We start from the raw sequence: 17,358 nt of genomic DNA, 5'->3' as shown, positions 1-17,358 counted from the left end.
ACCCAACGTGGAGGTGACCGGACAGTACGCCGATCAGCTCGGCCCGTCAGACCGCGCCGAACCCGCCGCCGACGACCTTGGAGACCACCTGGGCCAGCTCCCTCGGCGACCGGTCGGTGCCGTCGACAACGAGCATGCGGGCGCAGGACTCGGTCATCGAGGCGAGCATCTCGGCGAGCACCGGCAGGTTCGCGTCCGGGTCGGTGACGCCCGGCAGGGACTGGACGAGGGTGAGCCGCAGGCCCTCGACCAGGAAGGCGCGCGCGGCCCGGACCCGGTCGGCCACCACCGGCGCCGCGCCGTACTGGGCGCCGAACACGATCCGCCAGGACTGGGGATTTTTCGCCGCGGTCTCCAGGAACGCCGACAGGCCGTCGAGCACGTGCTGCTCGGGAGTTCCGACGCCTGGGTTCGCCGGCAGCGCGGCCATGATCGAGAGCACCAGGTGCTGTTCCTCGCGGGCGAGCAGGGCCAGCAGCAGCTCGTCGCGGTTGGCGAAGGAGGCGTAGACCACCGGCTTGGTCACTCCGGCCGCGTCGGCGACCGTCTGCATCGTCGTACCGGCGAAGCCGCGCTCGGAGAACACCTGCAGGGCGGCGTCCAGGATCATCGGCCGCCGTCGTTCCGGACCCAGGTGCGCGGCCCGGCGGCGAGGTTCCGCAACCGGTTCGTCGGGGCTGACCACTTGACAAAGCTACCAGGTCGTAGGAAATTCCTACGGTCTGGTAGGAAGCCTTTTCGGATCGCCGGAGGACTTCCTTGGGAGCTGCCCGGGGAGGTCGCCGTTGACCGAACGAGGCGGAGCCCACTGGCTGGAGTCCGGTGCGCTGTCGAGGCTCGAGCTGTCCGAGCTGGCCCGCTTGGTCGACCGGACGTCGGAACGGGAGCTTCGGCATCGACTCATCGGGGGTGTGCGAGAGGTCGCGTTGCGCGAGATCTTTCGCCGGATGCCGGAGTACCTCCGGCCCGCCCGGGCCGCCGGGTTCGACGCGGTCGTCACCTGGCAGATCACCGGCGGGGGCGGCAGCGTGCACGGCGAGGGCGTCGACGAGTACCACGTGCGGGTCGCCGACGGCCGGTGCGAACTGCTGGCCGACCACGACGGGCCTTCGCAGATCTCCGTCCGCACCGATCCGACCACCTTGCTGAGGATCGTGACCGGCAACGAGGACCCGGTCACCGCCGTGCTCAAGCAACGGCTGTCCGTGCGCGGCGACCTGGCGCTGGCCGCCCGGCTGACCAAGATCTTCGCCGTCGGCCCGCGCTGAGGCCGACCTCCACCACCCACCAACGGCGCCTTGCGCCGCCCGGCACAGCGAACCACGCGGGGCGGCGACCGTCCGGCGGAGGTTGGTCGGTGGTGGAGGTCGGCCGCCTGCGGCCGACGTCACAGGCAGAAGCGCTACTGGGGAGTTAGGCTGCCCGATTATGGGAGAGACCGTGAACATCCACACCACTGCCGGGAAGCTCGCCGACCTCGAGCAGCGGCTGGACGAGGCCGTGCACGCCGGGTCCGAGCGGGCGGTGGAGAAGCAGCACGCGCGCGGCAAGAAGACCGCCCGGGAGCGGATCGCGCTGCTGCTGGACGAGGGGTCGTTCGCCGAGCTGGACGAGTTCGCCCGGCACCGGTCGACGTCGTTCGGGATGGACGCCAACCGCCCGTACGGCGACGGCGTGGTGACCGGCTACGGCACCATCGACGGCCGGCAGGTGTGCGTGTTCGCGCAGGACTTCACCGTCTTCGGCGGTTCGCTCGGTGAGGTGTTCGGCGAGAAGATCGTCAAGGTGATGGACCTGGCGATGAAGATCGGCTGCCCGCTGATCGGCATCAACGACTCCGGCGGCGCGCGGATCCAGGAGGGCGTGGTCTCGCTCGGCCTGTACGGCGAGATCTTCCGCCGCAATGTCCGGGCCTCCGGGGTGATCCCGCAGATCTCACTGATCATGGGCCCGTGCGCGGGCGGCGCGGTCTACTCCCCGGCCGTCACCGACTTCACCGTGATGGTCGACGAGTCGTCGTACATGTTCATCACCGGCCCGGACGTGATCAAGACCGTCACCGGCGAGGACGTCACCCAGGAGGAGCTCGGCGGCGCCCGGACGCACAACACCAAGTCCGGCAACGCGCACTACCTGGGCAGCGACGAGGAGGACGCGATCGAGTGGGTGAAGGCCCTGGTCGCGCACCTGCCGCAGAACAACCTCGAGGACCCGCCGGTCTACGACGCCCCGGCCGACCTCGCGGTGAACGACCTGGACGCCGCGCTGGACACGCTGATCCCGGACTCGCCGAACCAGCCGTACGACATGCACACGGTGATCGAGGCGGTCGTCGACGACGGCGACTTCCTCGAGGTGCAGACGCTGTTCGCGCCGAACATCGTGGTCGGCTTCGGCCGGGTCGAGGGCCGCCCGGTCGGCGTGGTCGCCAACCAGCCGCTGCAGTTCGCCGGCACGCTCGACATCGACGCCTCCGAGAAGGCAGCCCGGTTCGTCCGGACCTGCGACGCGTTCAACCTGCCGATCCTGACCTTCGTCGACGTGCCCGGCTTCCTGCCCGGCACCGACCAGGAGTGGAACGGCATCATCCGCCGCGGCGCCAAGCTGATCTACGCCTACGCCGAGGCGACCGTCCCGATGATCACCGTGATCACCCGCAAGGCCTACGGCGGCGCGTACGACGTGATGGGCAGCAAGCACCTCGGCGCCGACATGAACATCGCCTGGCCGACCGCGCAGATCGCGGTGATGGGCGCGCAGGGTGCGGTGAACATCCTGCACCGCCGCGAACTGGCCGCCGCCGACGACGTCGAGGCCCGCCGCCTGCAGCTGATCACGGAGTACGAGGACCACCTGGCGAACCCGTACATCGCGGCCGAGCGCGGCTACATCGACGCGGTGATCAAGCCGAGCGAGACCCGCGCCGAAATCGTCCGCGCCCTGCGCCTGCTGCGCACCAAGCGCGACACCCTGCCGCCGAAGAAGCACGGCAACATCCCGCTGTGATCGGAGCCCGTCATGCCTGACACCCCCGTCGAGTCTTCCTCGCCGATCCTCCGTGTTGTGAAGGGTGATCCCTCTCCCGAGGAGCTGGCCGCGCTGGTCGCCGTCGTCAGCGCCCGGGCCGCGGCGCCCGCTCCTGCCGCCGACACCCAGCGCGCGAGCGACTGGGCGACGTACTGGCGGCACGCGAAGCGTCCGCTGCACCCCGGCCCGGGACGGTGGCGCGCGAGCGCGCACCCGTGAACACTGGGATATGGCCAAGTACGCGGTGAACCCGGCGGCGGTGGAGTACGCGCGGAAACTGATCGAGGGCCGGCAGTACGTGCTGGACAGCGACTGGGGCGCGGTGCAGCCGGACGCGGAGGCGCAGAACTCCTACCTCGCCAACCACACCTGGGACGAGTACGGCGCCTGGCACCTCGGCCTGACCGAGGGCGCGAACGACGAGACCAAGGCCCGGCACGCATTCGTGTACGGCGATTTCCGCCGCATCCACCGCACCGGGCTGATCGCCTGCGTCTACCGCGCGTCCGAGTGGCGCCACAAGGACGTGGAACTGGCCGCGCACGACCTGCTCCAACTCCTGGACGCCAAAGCCGGGATCAAGTGAGCCGGCGGAACCGGACCAGCGGGTAGACGGGAATTCCCGGACCACCCCGCGCTGGGCCTTCGAACGTCGTGGCGCCGTCGAGGACCAGGCCGTGCTCGGAGGCGCGGGCGACCAGGTGGGACAGGGCGTCGCCGGAGCGGCGTTCCTTGGGCGAGCGGCCCTGGGCGTACCGGCCGGCGTCGGACTTCTCCGTGGTGGTGACGAAAACCCCACCGGGCCGCAGAACGCGCGCTGCCTCGGCGATGATGCCCTCGGTGTCGTCGAGCAGGTGCAGCAGCCAGACCGCGACCACCGCGTCGCAGCGACGATCGGCGATGGGGAGCCGAGCGGCGTCAGCCGCGGCGACGTGGCCGGGCAGCCGGTAGCGGGCGTGCTGGAGCATCGCGGGCGACAGGTCGACGCCGTGCACGAGGTTGCCCAAGGCAACCAGCTCGGCGCCGACGATGCCGGTGCCGACGGCAAGCTCCAGGACACGGGAACTCCCCTCGGGCAACAACCTGTGGACAGCTTCAGCGGCGGCTCGGGCTCGGGCTTCGCCGCCTCGGGTTTCGTCGTAGTCCGCGGCCTCGGCCTCGTCGTACGCGAAGTGGGCGGGCTGCCACAGCGACGGCCACGGGATGCCGACGTCGGCGAGCATGCGGCGCAGCAACGGCAAGGAAAGGCCGACGACATTGTGGTAGTCGCCTTCGATACCAGTCACGAACGGGCCGCCGAACCCGTCGACGGTGAAGGAACCCGCGACCACCAACGGCTCGCCGGTCTCGACGTACGCGTCGATCTCGGCGTCGGTGAGGTCGGCGAAGTGGACCGTGGTGGAGGCCAGCTCGCGCAGTTCCTGCTTGCTGTTGGTGTCGAACAGGCAGTGCCCGGTGTGCAGTACGCCGCTGCGGCCGCGCATCATCCGCAGCCGTTCGCGCGCGAGCTCCGGCGTACCGGGCTTGCCGTAGGCGACGCCGTCGATTTCCAGCACCGAGTCGCAGCCCAGCACCGTCGCATGGTCGTCGAGCGTCGCGACCACGGCCCGCGCCTTCAGGACCGCCAGCAGCCGCGCCAGCTCGCCGGGATTCTCCGCCGTGACGTTGTCCTCGTCGACGCCGGAGACGATCACCTCCGGCTCGACGCCCGCGTTGCGTAGGGTCTTCAGCCGCGCCGGCGACGCCGACGCGAGCACGAACCGCGGCCGCCGCACCTCCGGCTCCGCGCCGCGCGCGTCCGTCGCCGCCGGCCGGTCCCCGGCTTGCGCGCTCACAGGCGGGCGAGGGCGCGACGCAGCGGGTCGAGCCCGATCGAGCCGAGGTCGAGGGCCTCGCGGTGGAAGCTGCGCAGGTCGAAGTCGGCGCCGCGGCGCTGCCGGACCTCCTCGCGGGCCTGCAGCCAGATCCGCTCGCCGACCTTGTACGACGGCGCCTGCCCCGGCCAGCCCAGGTACCGGTTCAGCTCCGCCCGCAGGAACTCGGTCTCCATCCGCGAGTACGCCCGCAGGAACTCGAAGCCGAGCTCGGCGTTCCACCGCTCCCCCGGCCGGAAGCCGAGCGGGTTGTCGCGCGGGATCTCCAGCTCCAGGTGCATCCCGATGTCGACGATCACCCGCGCCGCCCGGAACCCCTGCGCGTCCAGCATGCCGAGGCGCGCGCCGGGCTCCTCCAGGTAGCCGAGCTCCTCCATCAGGCGTTCGGCGTACAGGGCCCAGCCCTCGCCGTGGCCGGAGACCCAGCAGCCGATCCGCTGCCAGCGGTTCAGCGTCTCGCCGCGCAGCATCGTCTGCGCGACCTGCAGGTGATGCCCGGGCACGCCCTCGTGGTAGACCGTGGTCACCTCACGCCAGGTCGCGAACTCGTCGATGCCGTTCGGCACCGCCCACCACATCCGGCCGGGCCGGGTGGTCAGGTCCTCGCTCGGCGGGGTGTAGTAGATCGACCCGTCGGAGGTCGGCGCGATCATGCACTCGATCGTCCGGATCGCGTCGGGGATGTCGAAGTGCCGGCCGGACAGTTCGGCGACGGCGGCGTCGGCGAGCTGCTGCATCCAGTCCCGGAACGCCTCCTTGCCGTGGATCTTGCGGGCCGGGTCGTTGTCCAGCAGCTCGGCCGCGGCGGCGATGCCGCGGTCGCCGCCGTTCAGCGATGCGGCGATCGTCTGCATCTCGGCGTCGATCCGGGCCAGCTCCTGCCAGCCCCAGGCGTAGGTCTCGTCGAGGTCGACGGCCGCGCCGAGGAAGTTGCGCGAGGCAAGCTCGTAGATCTCCCGGCCGACCGCGTCGCGGACCCGGCCCTTCGGCACCACCTCGGTGGCCACCCACTGCCCGAACTGGTCGTACGCCGAACGCGCCGACGCGGCGGCCGCCTCGACCGTCGCCTTCACCGGTCCTTCCGGCGCCCGCGCGGCCAGGCCGGCGAAGAAGTCGTCACCCTCGGCACCGGTCCAGCTGGCGATCCGGGTGGCCAGGTCGTTCAGCTGCCGGACGGCCGACACCCGGCCCTGGCCGGCCTGGTCGAGCACGGTCTCGCGGAACCCGTCCAGCGTCGTACCGACCTGGTTGAGCCGGATCGCGATCGTCTCCCAGTCCGACTCCGACGCGGTCGGCATCAGGTCGAACACCTGCCGGATCTGGGCCGGGATCGAGGTCAGCGCGTTCAGCTGCGACTGCGGTACGCCGGCCTCGAGGTTCTCCACCTCGAGCCCGAGCCGCTCCACGAACGCGTCCTGGGCGACCTCCTCGCGCGGGCTGCCCGGCTGGATCGCGCGTGCCTCGGCCAGCGCGCGCTTGTGCAGCTCGAGCAAGCCCTCGAAGCCGCTCGGCGAGAAGTCCGGCAGCTCGTGGTCGTGGCCCTCGACCCCCATGAAGGTCGCCTCCGTCGGCATCAACTCGAGGTACTGCTCGAGGAACCGCTCGGAAACCTGGTCGATCGGGCTGTTCGGTGTGGTCGCGTCCGTCACGCCACGACCCTACCTGCCGCCGGTCCGGCCCTCCCGCCCATTTCCCGGCGTGATGCCCGACCAGGCCGGTCGCTCCGCACCACACCGCCCCGCGGGACCCACCTGCGCGCCATGCGCGTCCCCGCCGGGTGGGCCGGTACCGTCGGCGCATCCCGTTCCCGAGATAGGCGGTCCGATGTCCCAGTACCTCGACGGCGTCCGTCTGCTGCACCACAAGGACCAGCAGACCACCACCGACGCCACGTTGACGTTCGCCGCCGGCGCCCAGGACGAGACGCTGCCCACGGTCGGAGTCGCGCACGCCCTGGAGCATCTGGTGATGAGCACGGTCCGTCGGCTGCCGATCACGATCGACGCGTCGGTCGACACGACTACGACCAGCTTCATGGCCAGCGGCTCCCCGGCCAGGGTCGGGGAGTTCCTCAACGGCATCTGCGCGGCCCTGTCCGACCCACCGGTCGAGCGGCTCGAGGTCGAGGCCGGGGTGCTCGCGGCGGAGGACGGTTGGGTCACGCACCCGATGGCCGCCCTGCTCTACAACGTCCGGTACGGCAACCGCGGCGCCGGGCTCGACTGGCTCGACGGTCCGGGTCCGGACGGCCTGACCGGCGACCAGGTCATCGCTTTCGCGCGCAAGTGGTTCACCGCGGACAACGCGGTCCTGCAACTCACCGGCCCGATTCCTGACGGGCTGAAGCTGTCCCTGCCGACCGGCCGTCGCCCACGCCACGACCGGTACGCCGCCAGGTCGTTCGACGGCCCGGTCGCGGTCGGCTTCGGCGTCCCGGGCGCCGCCGTACTGCTGTCTCTGCCCGACGGCGACGCGGCCCGGACCTCCGTGCTGGCGACCGACGTACTGCAGCAGCGCATCGAGGAGATGTGCCGGCACGTCGGCGGTCACAGCTACGTGGTCGACTCCGACTCCGTGCACCAGCCCGACGGCACCACCGACTGGGTCCTCTACGCCGAGGCGCGCGAGGGCACCGAGGACGCGGTCGCCCAGGCCGTCGCGGAGGCGCTGACCGACCTGGCGGCCAACGGCCCGTCCGAGCAGGAGCTGCGGTTGGCGCTCGACCGCTTCGACGAGGAACGCGCGACGATCGATCCCGAGCTGAGCGCGGAGTTCGCGGCGTTGCGGCGGGAGCTGTTCGAGGAGCCCGAGGGTGAGCCGCTCGATCCGGACCGGGTGCGGGCTGTGCGGCCGGACGAGCTGGCCGCCGTACTGCGGGCCGCGCTGCCGTCGGCGATCGGGTACGCCACCGAGGAGTCGCTGGAGCAGTGGACCAAGCTGGGCTTCCGGGCGGTCCCGCTCTGCCCGGTCGGCGGCGAACTGCCCGCCGGGCAGGAGTTCCGGCCGCACCGGGTCGCGCGGCTGTTCTCGCGGGAGGCACGGGAGATGACGCTCGTGCTCGCGCCGGACGGGCTGGCGGTCCGCGACAACGACGGCGTCCACCGGCTGCCGTGGGACGGCGTCGCGGGCGTGATGCGGACCGCCGACGGTACGACGGTGGTGTTCGGAGCCGACGGCTGCGTGTTCCCTGTCTCGGGTGATCTGTACCGCGGTGGCGCGAAGGTGGTCGATGAGCTGGAGCGGCGGATCGACCGGTCGCTGTGGTTCAAGGAGTCGCGGTTCAAGGCCGAGGCGGACTGAGCTGGTGCTCGCCGGTTCGGCCCGGCTAGTGCTGCTCGACAGTCAGGCCGGCTACTGCTCGACCGTCAGGCCCGCGGGCGCCGCCTGCTTCCAGGAGTCGAGCAGGATGTCGTAGAGCTCGTCGGGCCCTTCGAGAGCCGACAACCTGGCCCGCACCCAGGCCGAGCCCGCCTCGTGCGGCGGAACCCAGAACTTCTCCGGCTCGGCCGCGATCAACTCGTCGCGCTCGAGCCGGGGGCAACGCACCGCGAACGACGTCTGGTCGTCCGGCACGGTGACGAACATCCGCCCCGCGACGTCGAAGGTCGGATGGTTCCACCGCTGCTTCTCCACCGTCTCCGGCAACGACAGCGCGATCCGGCGTACGTCGTCCGCGTCCAGCACCTGCAGTCCCTCCCACCAGAGCAATCCCCGCAGCGCAACTGCGGAACCACCATCCTGCCGCACCCCGGGGACAACCCGGCACCCCTCGCCCGGCCTGCGGCATGGGCGAGGGGACGGAAGGAAAGCGGAGTACACGAGCAGACGCGCGCCGATCGGCAGGCAGTTCCGTCGTGCCGCGCGGTGGCGGGGCGGGCCGCCCGAGTAGCAGGCGGCTCCGTCGTGCTCCGCGGTCGGAGCAGCCGGTTGCTCCGTGGGCGCCCGGCTCTCCGCTCAGTGCCGCCGAGGCCCCGGAATGAGCAGGGCGACGAAGGCTCCGACGGCGACGACGGCGGCGCCGACCCAGACCGCGGGGACCAAGCCCTCGACAAACCGCGCGGGCGACTCGTACCCGCCGGCCGAGGCGAAGACCGACGCGAGCACCGCGACGCCCATCGCGACGCCGACCTCGCGGATCGTGTTGCTGGTGCCCGACGCGACGCCCCGGTCGGTCTCGCTCGCGGCCGCCATCACCACGCTCGCGGTCGGGGCGAAGGTCAGCCCCATCCCGACGCCGGCGAGCGCGAACGGTACGACGTACGTGCCGTAGGTGACATCGACCGTCGTGACGAGCGCCATCCAGCCGAGCGCGACGGCGAGCAGCGCCTGGCCGCTCGCGATCAGGACGCGTGCGCCAACCCGGTCCACGATCGCACCGGCGATCGGCGCGACGACCATCGGCGCCATCGTCCACGGCAGCGTCCGCAGCCCCGACTCCAGCGGCGAGTAGCCCTGCACGACCTGGAAGAACTGGGCCAGCAGGAACACCGCCCCGAACACCCCCACCGAGAAGGTGAACGAGGTCGCGTTGACCGCGCTGATCGCCCGGATCCGGAACAATCGCAGCGGCAGCATCGGCGCCGGCGACCGGCTCTCCCAGACCAGGAACACGGCCAGCAGCACCACCCCGCCGATCATCGCGCCGAGCACCGGCCCGGACGTCCACCCGTCCTCGGCGCCGTGCACGACACCCCACACGATCGCCAGTACGCCGGCCGCGGACAGCACCAGCCCGACCGGGTCGAACCGGCGACTGCCGCCGTACGACTCGGTCAGCACACGGGCCACGAACGGCAGCGCCAGCAGGCCGATCGGCACGTTCAGCCAGAAGATCCACTGCCAGTTGAGCCCGTCGACCACCGCACCGCCGACCACCGGACCGACCGCGACGCCGAGGCCGGAGATGCCGCCCCAGATGCCGATCGCCGCGTTGCGCTTGCTCGCCGGTACGGCGGCCGACAGCAGCGTGAGCGACAACGGCATCACCGCGGCCGCGCCGACACCCTGGATCGCCCGGGCGCCGATCAGCATCCACGGCTCGGTCGCCAGCGCGCAGGCCGCCGACGCGAGCGTGAACAGCAGCAGTCCGGCCAGGAAGATCCGCCGCCGGCCGAGCCGGTCGCCGATCGCCGAGGCGGTCAGCAGCAGCGTGGCGAACGACAGTGTGTAGGCGTTCACGAACCACTGCAGGTCGGTCAGCGAGGCCCCCAGGTCCTGCTTGATCACCGGCAGCGCGGTGGTGACCACCAGGTTGTCCAGCGTGACCATGAACACCGGTATGCCGACTACGGCCAGCACCGTGCCGAGCGAGCGCCGGGCCGGCCCGGGGGCCTGGACCTCGGGCTCGAGGGCGGTCGATGTCATCTCGTACCCCTCCGTCGGTTGTTGTTATCGACTGATAACTAACATGACTTCAAAGTATGCATCGACTGATAACATGTCAAGGACGAGCGGGCCGAGCGGGCCGAGCGGACGAGCGCGACAAGCGAAACGAGCGAGACGAGCCGCCGCCCGCAGCGTGCGGATGAGTGGGGACCGAGTGCGGTCGAGTGCGGAGGCGTGTGGATGACGAGGACCAGGCTCACAGCGGCCGAGCGCGGCGAGGAAGTGCTGCAGGCGGCGGTGCTGGCGTTCGGCCAGTCCGGGTACGCCGGGACGAAAACCGACGAGATCGCGCGGCTGGCGGGGGTATCACAGCCCTACGTGATCCGGCTGTTCGGGACCAAGCAGCAGCTGTTCCTGGCCACCCTCCAGCGGGTGTGCGACGAGATCGAGCAGGCCTTCCGCGACGCGGCGGCGGAGCGGGCCGAGCTGGAGTCGCTGGGTGACGCGTACCAGCGACTGCTGGTGCAGCGCGAACTGCTCGTCGTCCTGCTGCACGGGTTCGCGGCGAGCGCGGAGCCGGCCATCGGGAACGCCGTCCGGGAGCGGTTCGGCGGGATCTACCGGCTCGTGCGCGAGCTGACCGGCGCGTCCGCTCCGGAGGCGCGCGAGTTCATGGCGACCGGCATGCTGCTGACGGTGATGGCCGCCATGCACGTCGTCGGGCCGAACCCGGTCTCCTGCACGTGGGCGACCGATCTGCTGGAGAACCTCTAGCTCGCTGGGGTCTCGCCCTAGTCGTTCACCGACTGCCCGGCGGCGAACCAGACAGCGGCGGTAGCGGCCGCCAGCGCGGCGACGGTGACCACCAGCGAGCCGGGAACCTCGGCGTTCCGGACAATCGCGGCGCCGATCGCGACAAGCGGCCCGAGCAACGCCGCGATACTTGCTGGCAGCAACCATCTGCGCAAGGACCGACGCGTGACCTTCGCGTACGACGGCAGCTGTGCGGCGTACGCCGAGGCCAGGTGCAGCAGGAGCAGGCCGAGCCCGGTCACCACGGTCGCCCAGCCGACGTCAGCCGGTGCCCTGAGCAACCATCCGGCCAGCACGGCAACCAGGAAGACCAACGCGGCCGCCGAATCCGGCAGCGCGACGCAGACCACCAGCAGAAGCCCGCCCGCGATCGGAATAACGTCCATCTGGTCCCACGCCTGTACCCCGGGCACGACCAGGGCGATCACTCCCCCCAGCGCGATCATCGTCCGCGCGACCAACGGCCCTTGCCCCGACGCCCGAATCTCAGCAAGCCACCGCGTCAACCGATCAGCAAGACTCACAGCCCGCTCCCAAGAATTGTCCGAGAGCCCGCGTTCATGACCGCATCCTCGGAGCAGCAGCGACGCGCGCCGCGTCGCGCAGGACCTCGTCGAGCGTGCCGGCGCCGCGCCAGCGGACCGTCGGAACGCCCAGGTTCCCCAGCCGATCCAACTCGCGCCGCCGTTCGAGCAGCCGGATGCGCCACCCGAGCGGCCAGGCCTGCGCGTCGTGCTGGTCCAACTGGGTCACGGTCGCCACGTCGTCCGGCAGCGTATCCACGGCGATCACCGTGTAGCCCGAGTGGACCAGCGTCACGACGTACCCGAGGATCGCCGGCCGCAGCAGCGGGCTCAGGACCAGCACCAGGCTGTCCGGGCGGATCCTGTGCCGCCGCGCCAGCGCGTGCTCGTCCTGCTGGCGGCCCTTCTGACCGGCGTGCACCAGCACGTCCAAGATCCGCCGCAGGTGCGACCGCCCGCTCCCGGCGCGCACCCCACCGACCGCCGTACCGGTGTCAACCAGTCGCACCCGATCCCCGTGCCTCAAGTAGTGCTCGGCGATCGACGCGGCCGCCCGCACCGCCGTGTCGAGGCTGCTGGAGCGCCCGTCGATCCCCTCGCTGATCCCGACCTCTCCACCCGAGTCCAGCAGGATGACGACCTCGGTGTCCCGGTCTGACCAGGTCGACGTCACGTGCAGCTCACGCGTGCGCGCGGACACCGACCAGTTGATCCGCCGCAGCCGGTCGCCGGTCCGGAACGGCCGGACCCCCGACAACTCCGTGCCCTCTCCCGGCCGCCGCGACCGGTGCAGACCGACCAGCCCAGCAGGACGCGGTACGGCGTCCACCGCCTCGAACCCCTCCCGCAGCGGCAGCGTGGTGACGACCTGTGGCTCGATGTCCGGCAGGTGCACCCGGTACGCCCCCAGGTCCGACGTGGCGATCACCTGCGGCCGCTCCAAGTTCCGTTGCCCCCACCGCTCGGACCGTACGCCGACCTCCAGCGACACCGTCCCGTCCGCCGCCGACTCGCCCAGAGCGGCCTGCGGCGGGTCGTACCGGAACCACTGCGTCCGCGGCAGCGCTGCGACGACCAGGTCGATGTCCGGGTCGACAGTGCCCGGCACCAGCACCCGGTACGTCGTGGCCTGTCCCTCGAACAGCACGTCCGCGTCCAGCTCCGTCCTGACCTCCGGAACGGTCCGCGGCCGGAAGAACCGTCCCCACACCGCGACGAACGCCAGCGGCACGCCCAGCACCGCCAGGTCCGGCCGGCGCGCGACGACCGCGACCACCAGCAGTCCGGCGGCCACACAGACCACCCGGACCTGCGCGTGGGTCGGCCGCCAGGTCACTGCCGGGCGCCCACGACGGTCGGCGGCGCCGGAACCTGCGCCAGCACAGCCCGTACGACGCTCGCCCCGGTTACGTCGTGCAGCCACAGCTCCGGCCGCACGGTGATCCGGTGCGCCAGCGCTGCCACGGCAACAGCCTTCACATCCTCCGGTACGACGTAGTCGCGGCCCTGGATGACGGCGTACGACCTGGCGGTGAGCAGCAGCGCCAGCGAGCCGCGCGGTGACGCACCGACGAGCACCTGCGAGTCGCGCCGGGTCGCGGCGGCCAGGTCCACGCAGTACCGGCCGACGGTGTCGTCGACGGTGACTGTCTCGACAGCACGCTGGGCAGCGAGCAGACCGGCCGCGTCGGTGACCGGCTCGACGTGCTGGTCTTCCTGACGCCGTGCCATCCGGCGCTGGAGTACCTGCCACTCCTCGTCGGCGCTGGGGTAGCCGAAGCCGATCCGCAGCATGAAGCGGTCGAGCTGTGCCTCGGGCAACGGGTAGGTGCCCTCGTACTCGACCGGGTTCGCCGTCGCCAGCACGTGGAACGGCGACGGCAACGGGAAGGTCTGGCCCTCCACGGTGACCTGGTGCTCCTGCATGGACTCCAGCAGAGCCGCCTGGGTCTTCGGAGGGGTCCGGTTGATCTCGTCGGCGAGCAGCAGGCCGGTGAAGATCGGTCCCGGCCGGAAGACGAACTCGCTGTTCTTCTGGTCGTACACGAAGGCACCGGTGACGTCGGACGGCAGCAGGTCCGGCGTGAACTGGACCCGCCGGAACTCCAGCCCGAGCGCCTGCGCGAACGACCGCGCGGCCAGCGTCTTGGCGAGGCCCGGGTAGTCCTCCAGCAGCACGTGCCCGCCGGCCAGGATCCCGGCCAGCACCAGCTCGAGCGCCTCCCCCTTGCCGACCACGGCCTCGCCGACCCGGTCCAGCACCTGCCGGCTGAGCGCGGACACCTCGTACGGCGTGAGCCCATCGCTCGGCGGCGTCAGCCCGGCGGCGTGCGCCGGCTGGCCGGCCTCGGCGGCGTCGCGGGGTTGGGAATCAGTCACGGTTCCTCACAGCTTCTCGATGGTCTGGACAGCCAACTCGATGTCGGCGAACGACGCCGTGGCGGGCTCGGTCCCGGTGATCAGCTCCCACACCTGGTCGCCGACCAGCGCGCGGGCGCGGTCCGGTTCGCGGTCGGGGTCGATGCCGTGCCGGTGCACCAGCCGGTCGGTGGCCAGCTCCAGCAGCATCGGCCGGATCCGCCGGACGAACGTCTGTGAGCCCTCACCGGCACGCCGCTGCCGCCCGGACTCCTGCACCCAGGTCGCCAGGAACTGGGTCCGGTTGTCGTTGCTCCGGCTCCGCAGCTCGGCCCACTTCTCGTCGAAGCGCGACGGCCAGGTGGTCTCGACGACCTGCGGAAAGATCAGCCGCACCGCCACCGAGACGAAGCCGACGGCCAGCGCCAGCCCGACGAACCACATGGGTCGCGGCGCCGTCCCGGCCAGGCCGAACGCGGCGATCATCAGCAGGGCCGCGACCAGGCAGACCAGCAAGTGCCGCAGCAGCACCCGGTTCAGGAGCCGCACCCGCTCGCTGGGCTGGCCCGTACTCATCGCGCCGCCACGGCGGCGGCCAGCTCGTCACGCAGACGCAGCAGCGCAGCGCGTGCCTGGGTGCGGGCCTCTTCGCTCGAGCCGTGCGTCGAGTAGCGCGCCTCGCGGTACAGCTGGGCCAGTCGAAGCAGCTCCGGCTCCGAGATGCCGCCGACGCCGAGCACCCGCACGGTGAACTCGGCCGGCGTCTCCGACGGGTCCCGCGCGACCCCTGCCGACGCGGCAGCCTGCTCCAGCGCGACCCAGCACGCGATCACCGCGTCGGTCGCCGTACCGGAGTCCATCGCCGACAGGCTCGACTCGACCGCCTCGGCGAGCCGGTCGACCTTCACCCGCTCCCAGTCGGTCTCGCTGTCCTCAGCCTGCGGGAGCTCGACCCGCCGAAGGATTCGGTAGACCAGCCGGAGCAGGAAGAGCACGACCAGCACCGCGGCGGCGTACACCAGCGCCGTCCACAGCGCCTTGATCCATTCGGGGATCTCGATCGGCTTGATGTCTCGGGGCGACGGCCCCTGGCCTGGCGTCGGCACCGAGACGGACCGGGTCACCTCGATCGACGGCGGAGTCCGCGGCGCGGCCGTGCGGGTGCTCTCGCTGACCGGCTGCACACTGCCACCGGCCGACGCGAACACCACCAGCACGACCGCCGCGACTCCCAGTACGAGCACAGCAGCCACCGCCAGCACACTGCGTCGCGTCGGCTGCATCCCGGAAGGGTAGCTCCGAATCAGAAGCCGGTGTCGAGCCAGGGTAGGCGTTTTCCGAGGAACGCCTTGGAGGTCGCCGCCAGTGCCCCTTCAGTCCGCTCCTCGACCAGACCGGCCGCACCGAGCAGCTCCAGCGACGGCTTGCCCAGGTACACCGCCCCCAGCTCCCGGACGTCGACCATTACGTCGGCCGGCCGGTCCGTCGGCTCACACGTCGCCCCACCGGGTCCACCCGTCAGATGCCACCGGCCCGCGTTCCACGGCAGGAACTCGTCGGTGACACCGAGCACGACGTCCACCTCCTCGGCGTACGTGCGACCGGCCAGCGCCCGGCCCACGTCGACCAGTCGCACCCACAGGCCGTCCGCCGTGACCGCCTTCGGCGCGCGCGGGTCCACCAGCAGCGACAGCAGCGGGTCGTCCGACGGCAGGTTGTAGTACGTCGTCTCGCTCAGCAGGTCCTGGTTGAGCAGGAACTGCCAGAGCGCGGCGTGCGACGCCAGGTCGCGGGCATGCACTCGCGACACGTCGACGAAGTTCTTCGTCGTCCGGCGGGTGCGGAAGTACGCGTAGCCGGTCACCTCGCCGTCGACCGAGGCCAGCACGCACCGCAGCGGCGAGGCGCCGCTCGTGTCGGTCACGACGTTCTCGCCGCCGACGTAGTCCTCCCACCGCTCGTCGTGCAGGAACATCCCGGGCCGGCCGACGGCCTCGTCGTTGTGGATCTTGGTGGTCACCGGCCGGGCCTCGACCGGGTCGGCGTACCGGATCCTGACCTTGTCGACGCCCGCGACCGGCCGCATCGCGCGGGACGCCTTCGGCACGGTGATGTGCTGGTGATCCGAGCCCAGGCCGTAGCCGAAGCGGCCGTAGATCACCGGCTCGCTGGCGGTCAGTACGGCGACCGGCTCAACGCCGGTCTCGTGCAGATCGGTGAGCTGGGCGCGCATCAGCTCTCGCAGGATCCCCCGGCGCGTGTGCGTCGGGCTGACGCAGACCATGGTGACGCCCGCGACCGGCAGCTGCGCGCCTGGCACGGTCATGGTCATTCCGAACGAGCCGGTGTGCCCGGTGAGCTCCTTGTCCTCCTGGGCGACGAAGCTGCGCTCCCGCTCCCACATCTTCTGCTCGGCCGCCAGCTGCGCGTCGCTCCAGGGCGCCGCGAAGCCCAGGTTCAGGAGCTTGACCAGCTCGTCCCATTCGCCTTCGAACCGCTCGATCCCGTTCGTCATCCCCCTTGCCTACCAGACTCTCCCGGCCATCGCCCCTCACTTTCGAAGCGATGGCCGGGCCGCACTGCTCAGCGGGTGATCGACCAGTTCGTCAGCGTGCCGGAGTCGCCCGGGCCGTTGTCGCCGATGCGCAGCGTCCAGGTGCCTGTGGCGTTCTCGGCGGCCGGGACCGAGTAGGTCTTGCTGCTGGGCAGTGCGTGACAGCTGCTGCCGCCGTAGCGCTGCAGGTAGGACCAACGGCCGCTCGGCGAGACCAGGCTGATGTTGAGATCCTCCAGGCAGGTGGTGTTGCCGGAGTGGCAGACGGTGTCGCCGACGATCGCCTCGGCCGAACCGGTGACGGTCAGCGCGGGCTGTCCCCAGGTGTTGACCGCTGGGGAGATGGTCGAGCCGGTCTCAGTCGTCGCGACGACGCCCATGTCGCCCTCGCGGGCATTGACGCTGCGGGCGCCGCCGACGTTCGACGTGCCCAGGCGGTTGCGCTGGCCGACCTCGCCGTACGCGGGCTGGTTGGCGTCGTTGGTGCAGTGTCCCGCGGTCAGGAAGTGCTTGTTGCCCTGGGCATCGGTCGCGGGGAAGCCGACGGAGCAGTCGGTCTCGCTGCCGGGCCACCAGGGATCGCCTGGGTTCACGTCCGGTCCAACAAGGTCGTCGTCAAAGCCCGGGGCGCGTACGGCGCGCTGCGCGGGCTCGGCGACGGCGTACGGGTCGTGCCCGACCAGCACCAACTTCCGCCAGCAGGCGGCCGAGGCGGCAGTGCCTGAGCGGGCGGATCGCCGCCAGCGGCCGGTCGTGCTCGTCGAGGTGCATGATCACCGCCCAGCGGTCGGGCCCGTTCGCTTCGGCCCGCAGGAGTGCACCGTGCTCAGCCACCGGCCGCGTCGCCGCGGTGGACCGAGCGAGGACGACAGGGTGCGCGCTG

Annotated in this window: 18 protein-coding genes; 6 read left to right on the top strand and 12 right to left on the bottom strand. The window is 71.4% G+C overall.

Annotated elements, in window-relative coordinates:
- Window positions 1-46: 46 nt before the first annotated feature.
- A complete protein-coding gene (locus ACQPXM_RS08280; protein WP_432946456.1) occupies window positions 47-685 on the bottom strand; it encodes a TetR/AcrR family transcriptional regulator in 639 nt (212 codons plus the stop codon).
- A 100-nt stretch (window positions 686-785) separates the two neighbouring features.
- Here ACQPXM_RS08280 and ACQPXM_RS08275 point away from each other — a divergent pair, with 100 nt between their 5' ends.
- From ACQPXM_RS08275 to ACQPXM_RS08260, 4 genes are all read left to right on the top strand, one after another.
- Window positions 786-1,268 carry an SCP2 sterol-binding domain-containing protein gene (locus ACQPXM_RS08275; protein WP_432946454.1) on the top strand — a complete coding sequence of 161 codons (483 nt, stop codon included), beginning with the start codon at window positions 786-788 and terminating at the stop codon, window positions 1,266-1,268.
- A gap of 160 nt (window positions 1,269-1,428) precedes the next feature.
- Window positions 1,429-3,006: an acyl-CoA carboxylase subunit beta gene (locus ACQPXM_RS08270; RefSeq protein WP_432946452.1), complete on the top strand. Its 1,578-nt coding sequence runs from the start codon at window positions 1,429-1,431 to the stop codon at window positions 3,004-3,006.
- A gap of 12 nt (window positions 3,007-3,018) precedes the next feature.
- Window positions 3,019-3,246 carry an acyl-CoA carboxylase epsilon subunit gene (locus ACQPXM_RS08265; RefSeq protein ID WP_432946450.1) on the top strand — a complete coding sequence of 76 codons (228 nt, stop codon included), beginning with the start codon at window positions 3,019-3,021 and terminating at the stop codon, window positions 3,244-3,246.
- 10 nt (window positions 3,247-3,256) lie between these two features.
- On the top strand, window positions 3,257-3,613 hold the full coding sequence (locus ACQPXM_RS08260; RefSeq protein ID WP_432946448.1) for a hypothetical protein: 357 nt from the start codon (window positions 3,257-3,259) through the stop codon (window positions 3,611-3,613).
- On the opposite strand, the gene ACQPXM_RS08255 is transcribed toward ACQPXM_RS08260, so the two are convergent.
- Together ACQPXM_RS08255 and ACQPXM_RS08250 are read right to left on the bottom strand one after the other, a co-directional pair.
- Window positions 3,606-4,802, bottom strand: a complete 1,197-nt coding sequence (locus tag ACQPXM_RS08255) for a Maf family nucleotide pyrophosphatase (protein ID WP_432946446.1) — start codon at window positions 4,800-4,802, stop codon at window positions 3,606-3,608. The genes ACQPXM_RS08260 and ACQPXM_RS08255 overlap by 8 nt on opposite strands.
- A gap of 56 nt (window positions 4,803-4,858) precedes the next feature.
- Window positions 4,859-6,550 carry a DUF885 domain-containing protein gene (locus ACQPXM_RS08250; RefSeq protein WP_432946445.1) on the bottom strand — a complete coding sequence of 564 codons (1,692 nt, stop codon included), beginning with the start codon at window positions 6,548-6,550 and terminating at the stop codon, window positions 4,859-4,861.
- A gap of 175 nt (window positions 6,551-6,725) precedes the next feature.
- On the opposite strand from ACQPXM_RS08250, the gene ACQPXM_RS08245 reads away from it, so the two are divergent.
- Window positions 6,726-8,201 carry a hypothetical protein gene (locus tag ACQPXM_RS08245; RefSeq protein ID WP_432946443.1) on the top strand — a complete coding sequence of 492 codons (1,476 nt, stop codon included), beginning with the start codon at window positions 6,726-6,728 and terminating at the stop codon, window positions 8,199-8,201.
- Window positions 8,202-8,252: 51 nt separating this feature from the next.
- On the opposite strand, the gene ACQPXM_RS08240 is transcribed toward ACQPXM_RS08245, so the two are convergent.
- Both ACQPXM_RS08240 and ACQPXM_RS08235 read right to left on the bottom strand, forming a co-directional pair.
- A complete protein-coding gene (locus tag ACQPXM_RS08240) occupies window positions 8,253-8,585 on the bottom strand; it encodes an MmcQ/YjbR family DNA-binding protein (protein WP_432946441.1) in 333 nt (110 codons plus the stop codon).
- A gap of 270 nt (window positions 8,586-8,855) precedes the next feature.
- Window positions 8,856-10,265 (bottom strand): DHA2 family efflux MFS transporter permease subunit, encoded by a 1,410-nt coding sequence (locus tag ACQPXM_RS08235; protein ID WP_432946439.1) that lies wholly within the window; start codon window positions 10,263-10,265, stop codon window positions 8,856-8,858.
- Window positions 10,266-10,466: 201 nt separating this feature from the next.
- Here ACQPXM_RS08235 and ACQPXM_RS08230 point away from each other — a divergent pair, with 201 nt between their 5' ends.
- Window positions 10,467-11,000 (top strand): TetR/AcrR family transcriptional regulator, encoded by a 534-nt coding sequence (locus tag ACQPXM_RS08230; RefSeq protein ID WP_432946437.1) that lies wholly within the window; start codon window positions 10,467-10,469, stop codon window positions 10,998-11,000.
- A 17-nt stretch (window positions 11,001-11,017) separates the two neighbouring features.
- Here the strand turns inward: ACQPXM_RS08230 and ACQPXM_RS08225 are convergent, their stop codons facing one another.
- The 7 genes from ACQPXM_RS08225 to ACQPXM_RS08195 form a co-directional block, all read right to left on the bottom strand.
- On the bottom strand, window positions 11,018-11,563 hold the full coding sequence (locus tag ACQPXM_RS08225) for a hypothetical protein (RefSeq protein WP_432946436.1): 546 nt from the start codon (window positions 11,561-11,563) through the stop codon (window positions 11,018-11,020).
- A 34-nt stretch (window positions 11,564-11,597) separates the two neighbouring features.
- A complete protein-coding gene (locus tag ACQPXM_RS08220) occupies window positions 11,598-12,899 on the bottom strand; it encodes a DUF58 domain-containing protein (protein ID WP_432946434.1) in 1,302 nt (433 codons plus the stop codon).
- Window positions 12,896-13,882, bottom strand: a complete 987-nt coding sequence (locus ACQPXM_RS08215) for an AAA family ATPase (protein WP_432950962.1) — start codon at window positions 13,880-13,882, stop codon at window positions 12,896-12,898. The genes ACQPXM_RS08220 and ACQPXM_RS08215 overlap by 4 nt, the downstream gene beginning before the upstream one ends.
- 66 nt (window positions 13,883-13,948) lie before the next feature.
- A complete protein-coding gene (locus tag ACQPXM_RS08210) occupies window positions 13,949-14,497 on the bottom strand; it encodes a hypothetical protein (RefSeq protein WP_432946432.1) in 549 nt (182 codons plus the stop codon).
- Complete coding sequence (locus tag ACQPXM_RS08205) at window positions 14,494-15,204, bottom strand: DUF4129 domain-containing protein (protein ID WP_432946430.1); 711 nt, start codon at window positions 15,202-15,204, stop codon at window positions 14,494-14,496. Before ACQPXM_RS08205 ends, ACQPXM_RS08210 begins: the two co-directional genes overlap by 4 nt.
- Window positions 15,205-15,224: 20 nt before the next feature.
- Window positions 15,225-16,436 (bottom strand): GNAT family N-acetyltransferase, encoded by a 1,212-nt coding sequence (locus tag ACQPXM_RS08200; RefSeq protein ID WP_432946428.1) that lies wholly within the window; start codon window positions 16,434-16,436, stop codon window positions 15,225-15,227.
- Window positions 16,437-16,504: 68 nt separating this feature from the next.
- A complete protein-coding gene (locus ACQPXM_RS08195; RefSeq protein WP_432946426.1) occupies window positions 16,505-17,161 on the bottom strand; it encodes a proprotein convertase P-domain-containing protein in 657 nt (218 codons plus the stop codon).
- Window positions 17,162-17,358: the final 197 nt, after the last annotated feature.

It is taken from the genome of Kribbella sp. CA-253562, assembly GCF_050942265.1.
Taxonomy (GTDB): domain Bacteria; phylum Actinomycetota; class Actinomycetes; order Propionibacteriales; family Kribbellaceae; genus Kribbella.
This window is presented reverse-complemented; position numbering and strand designations above follow the sequence as displayed.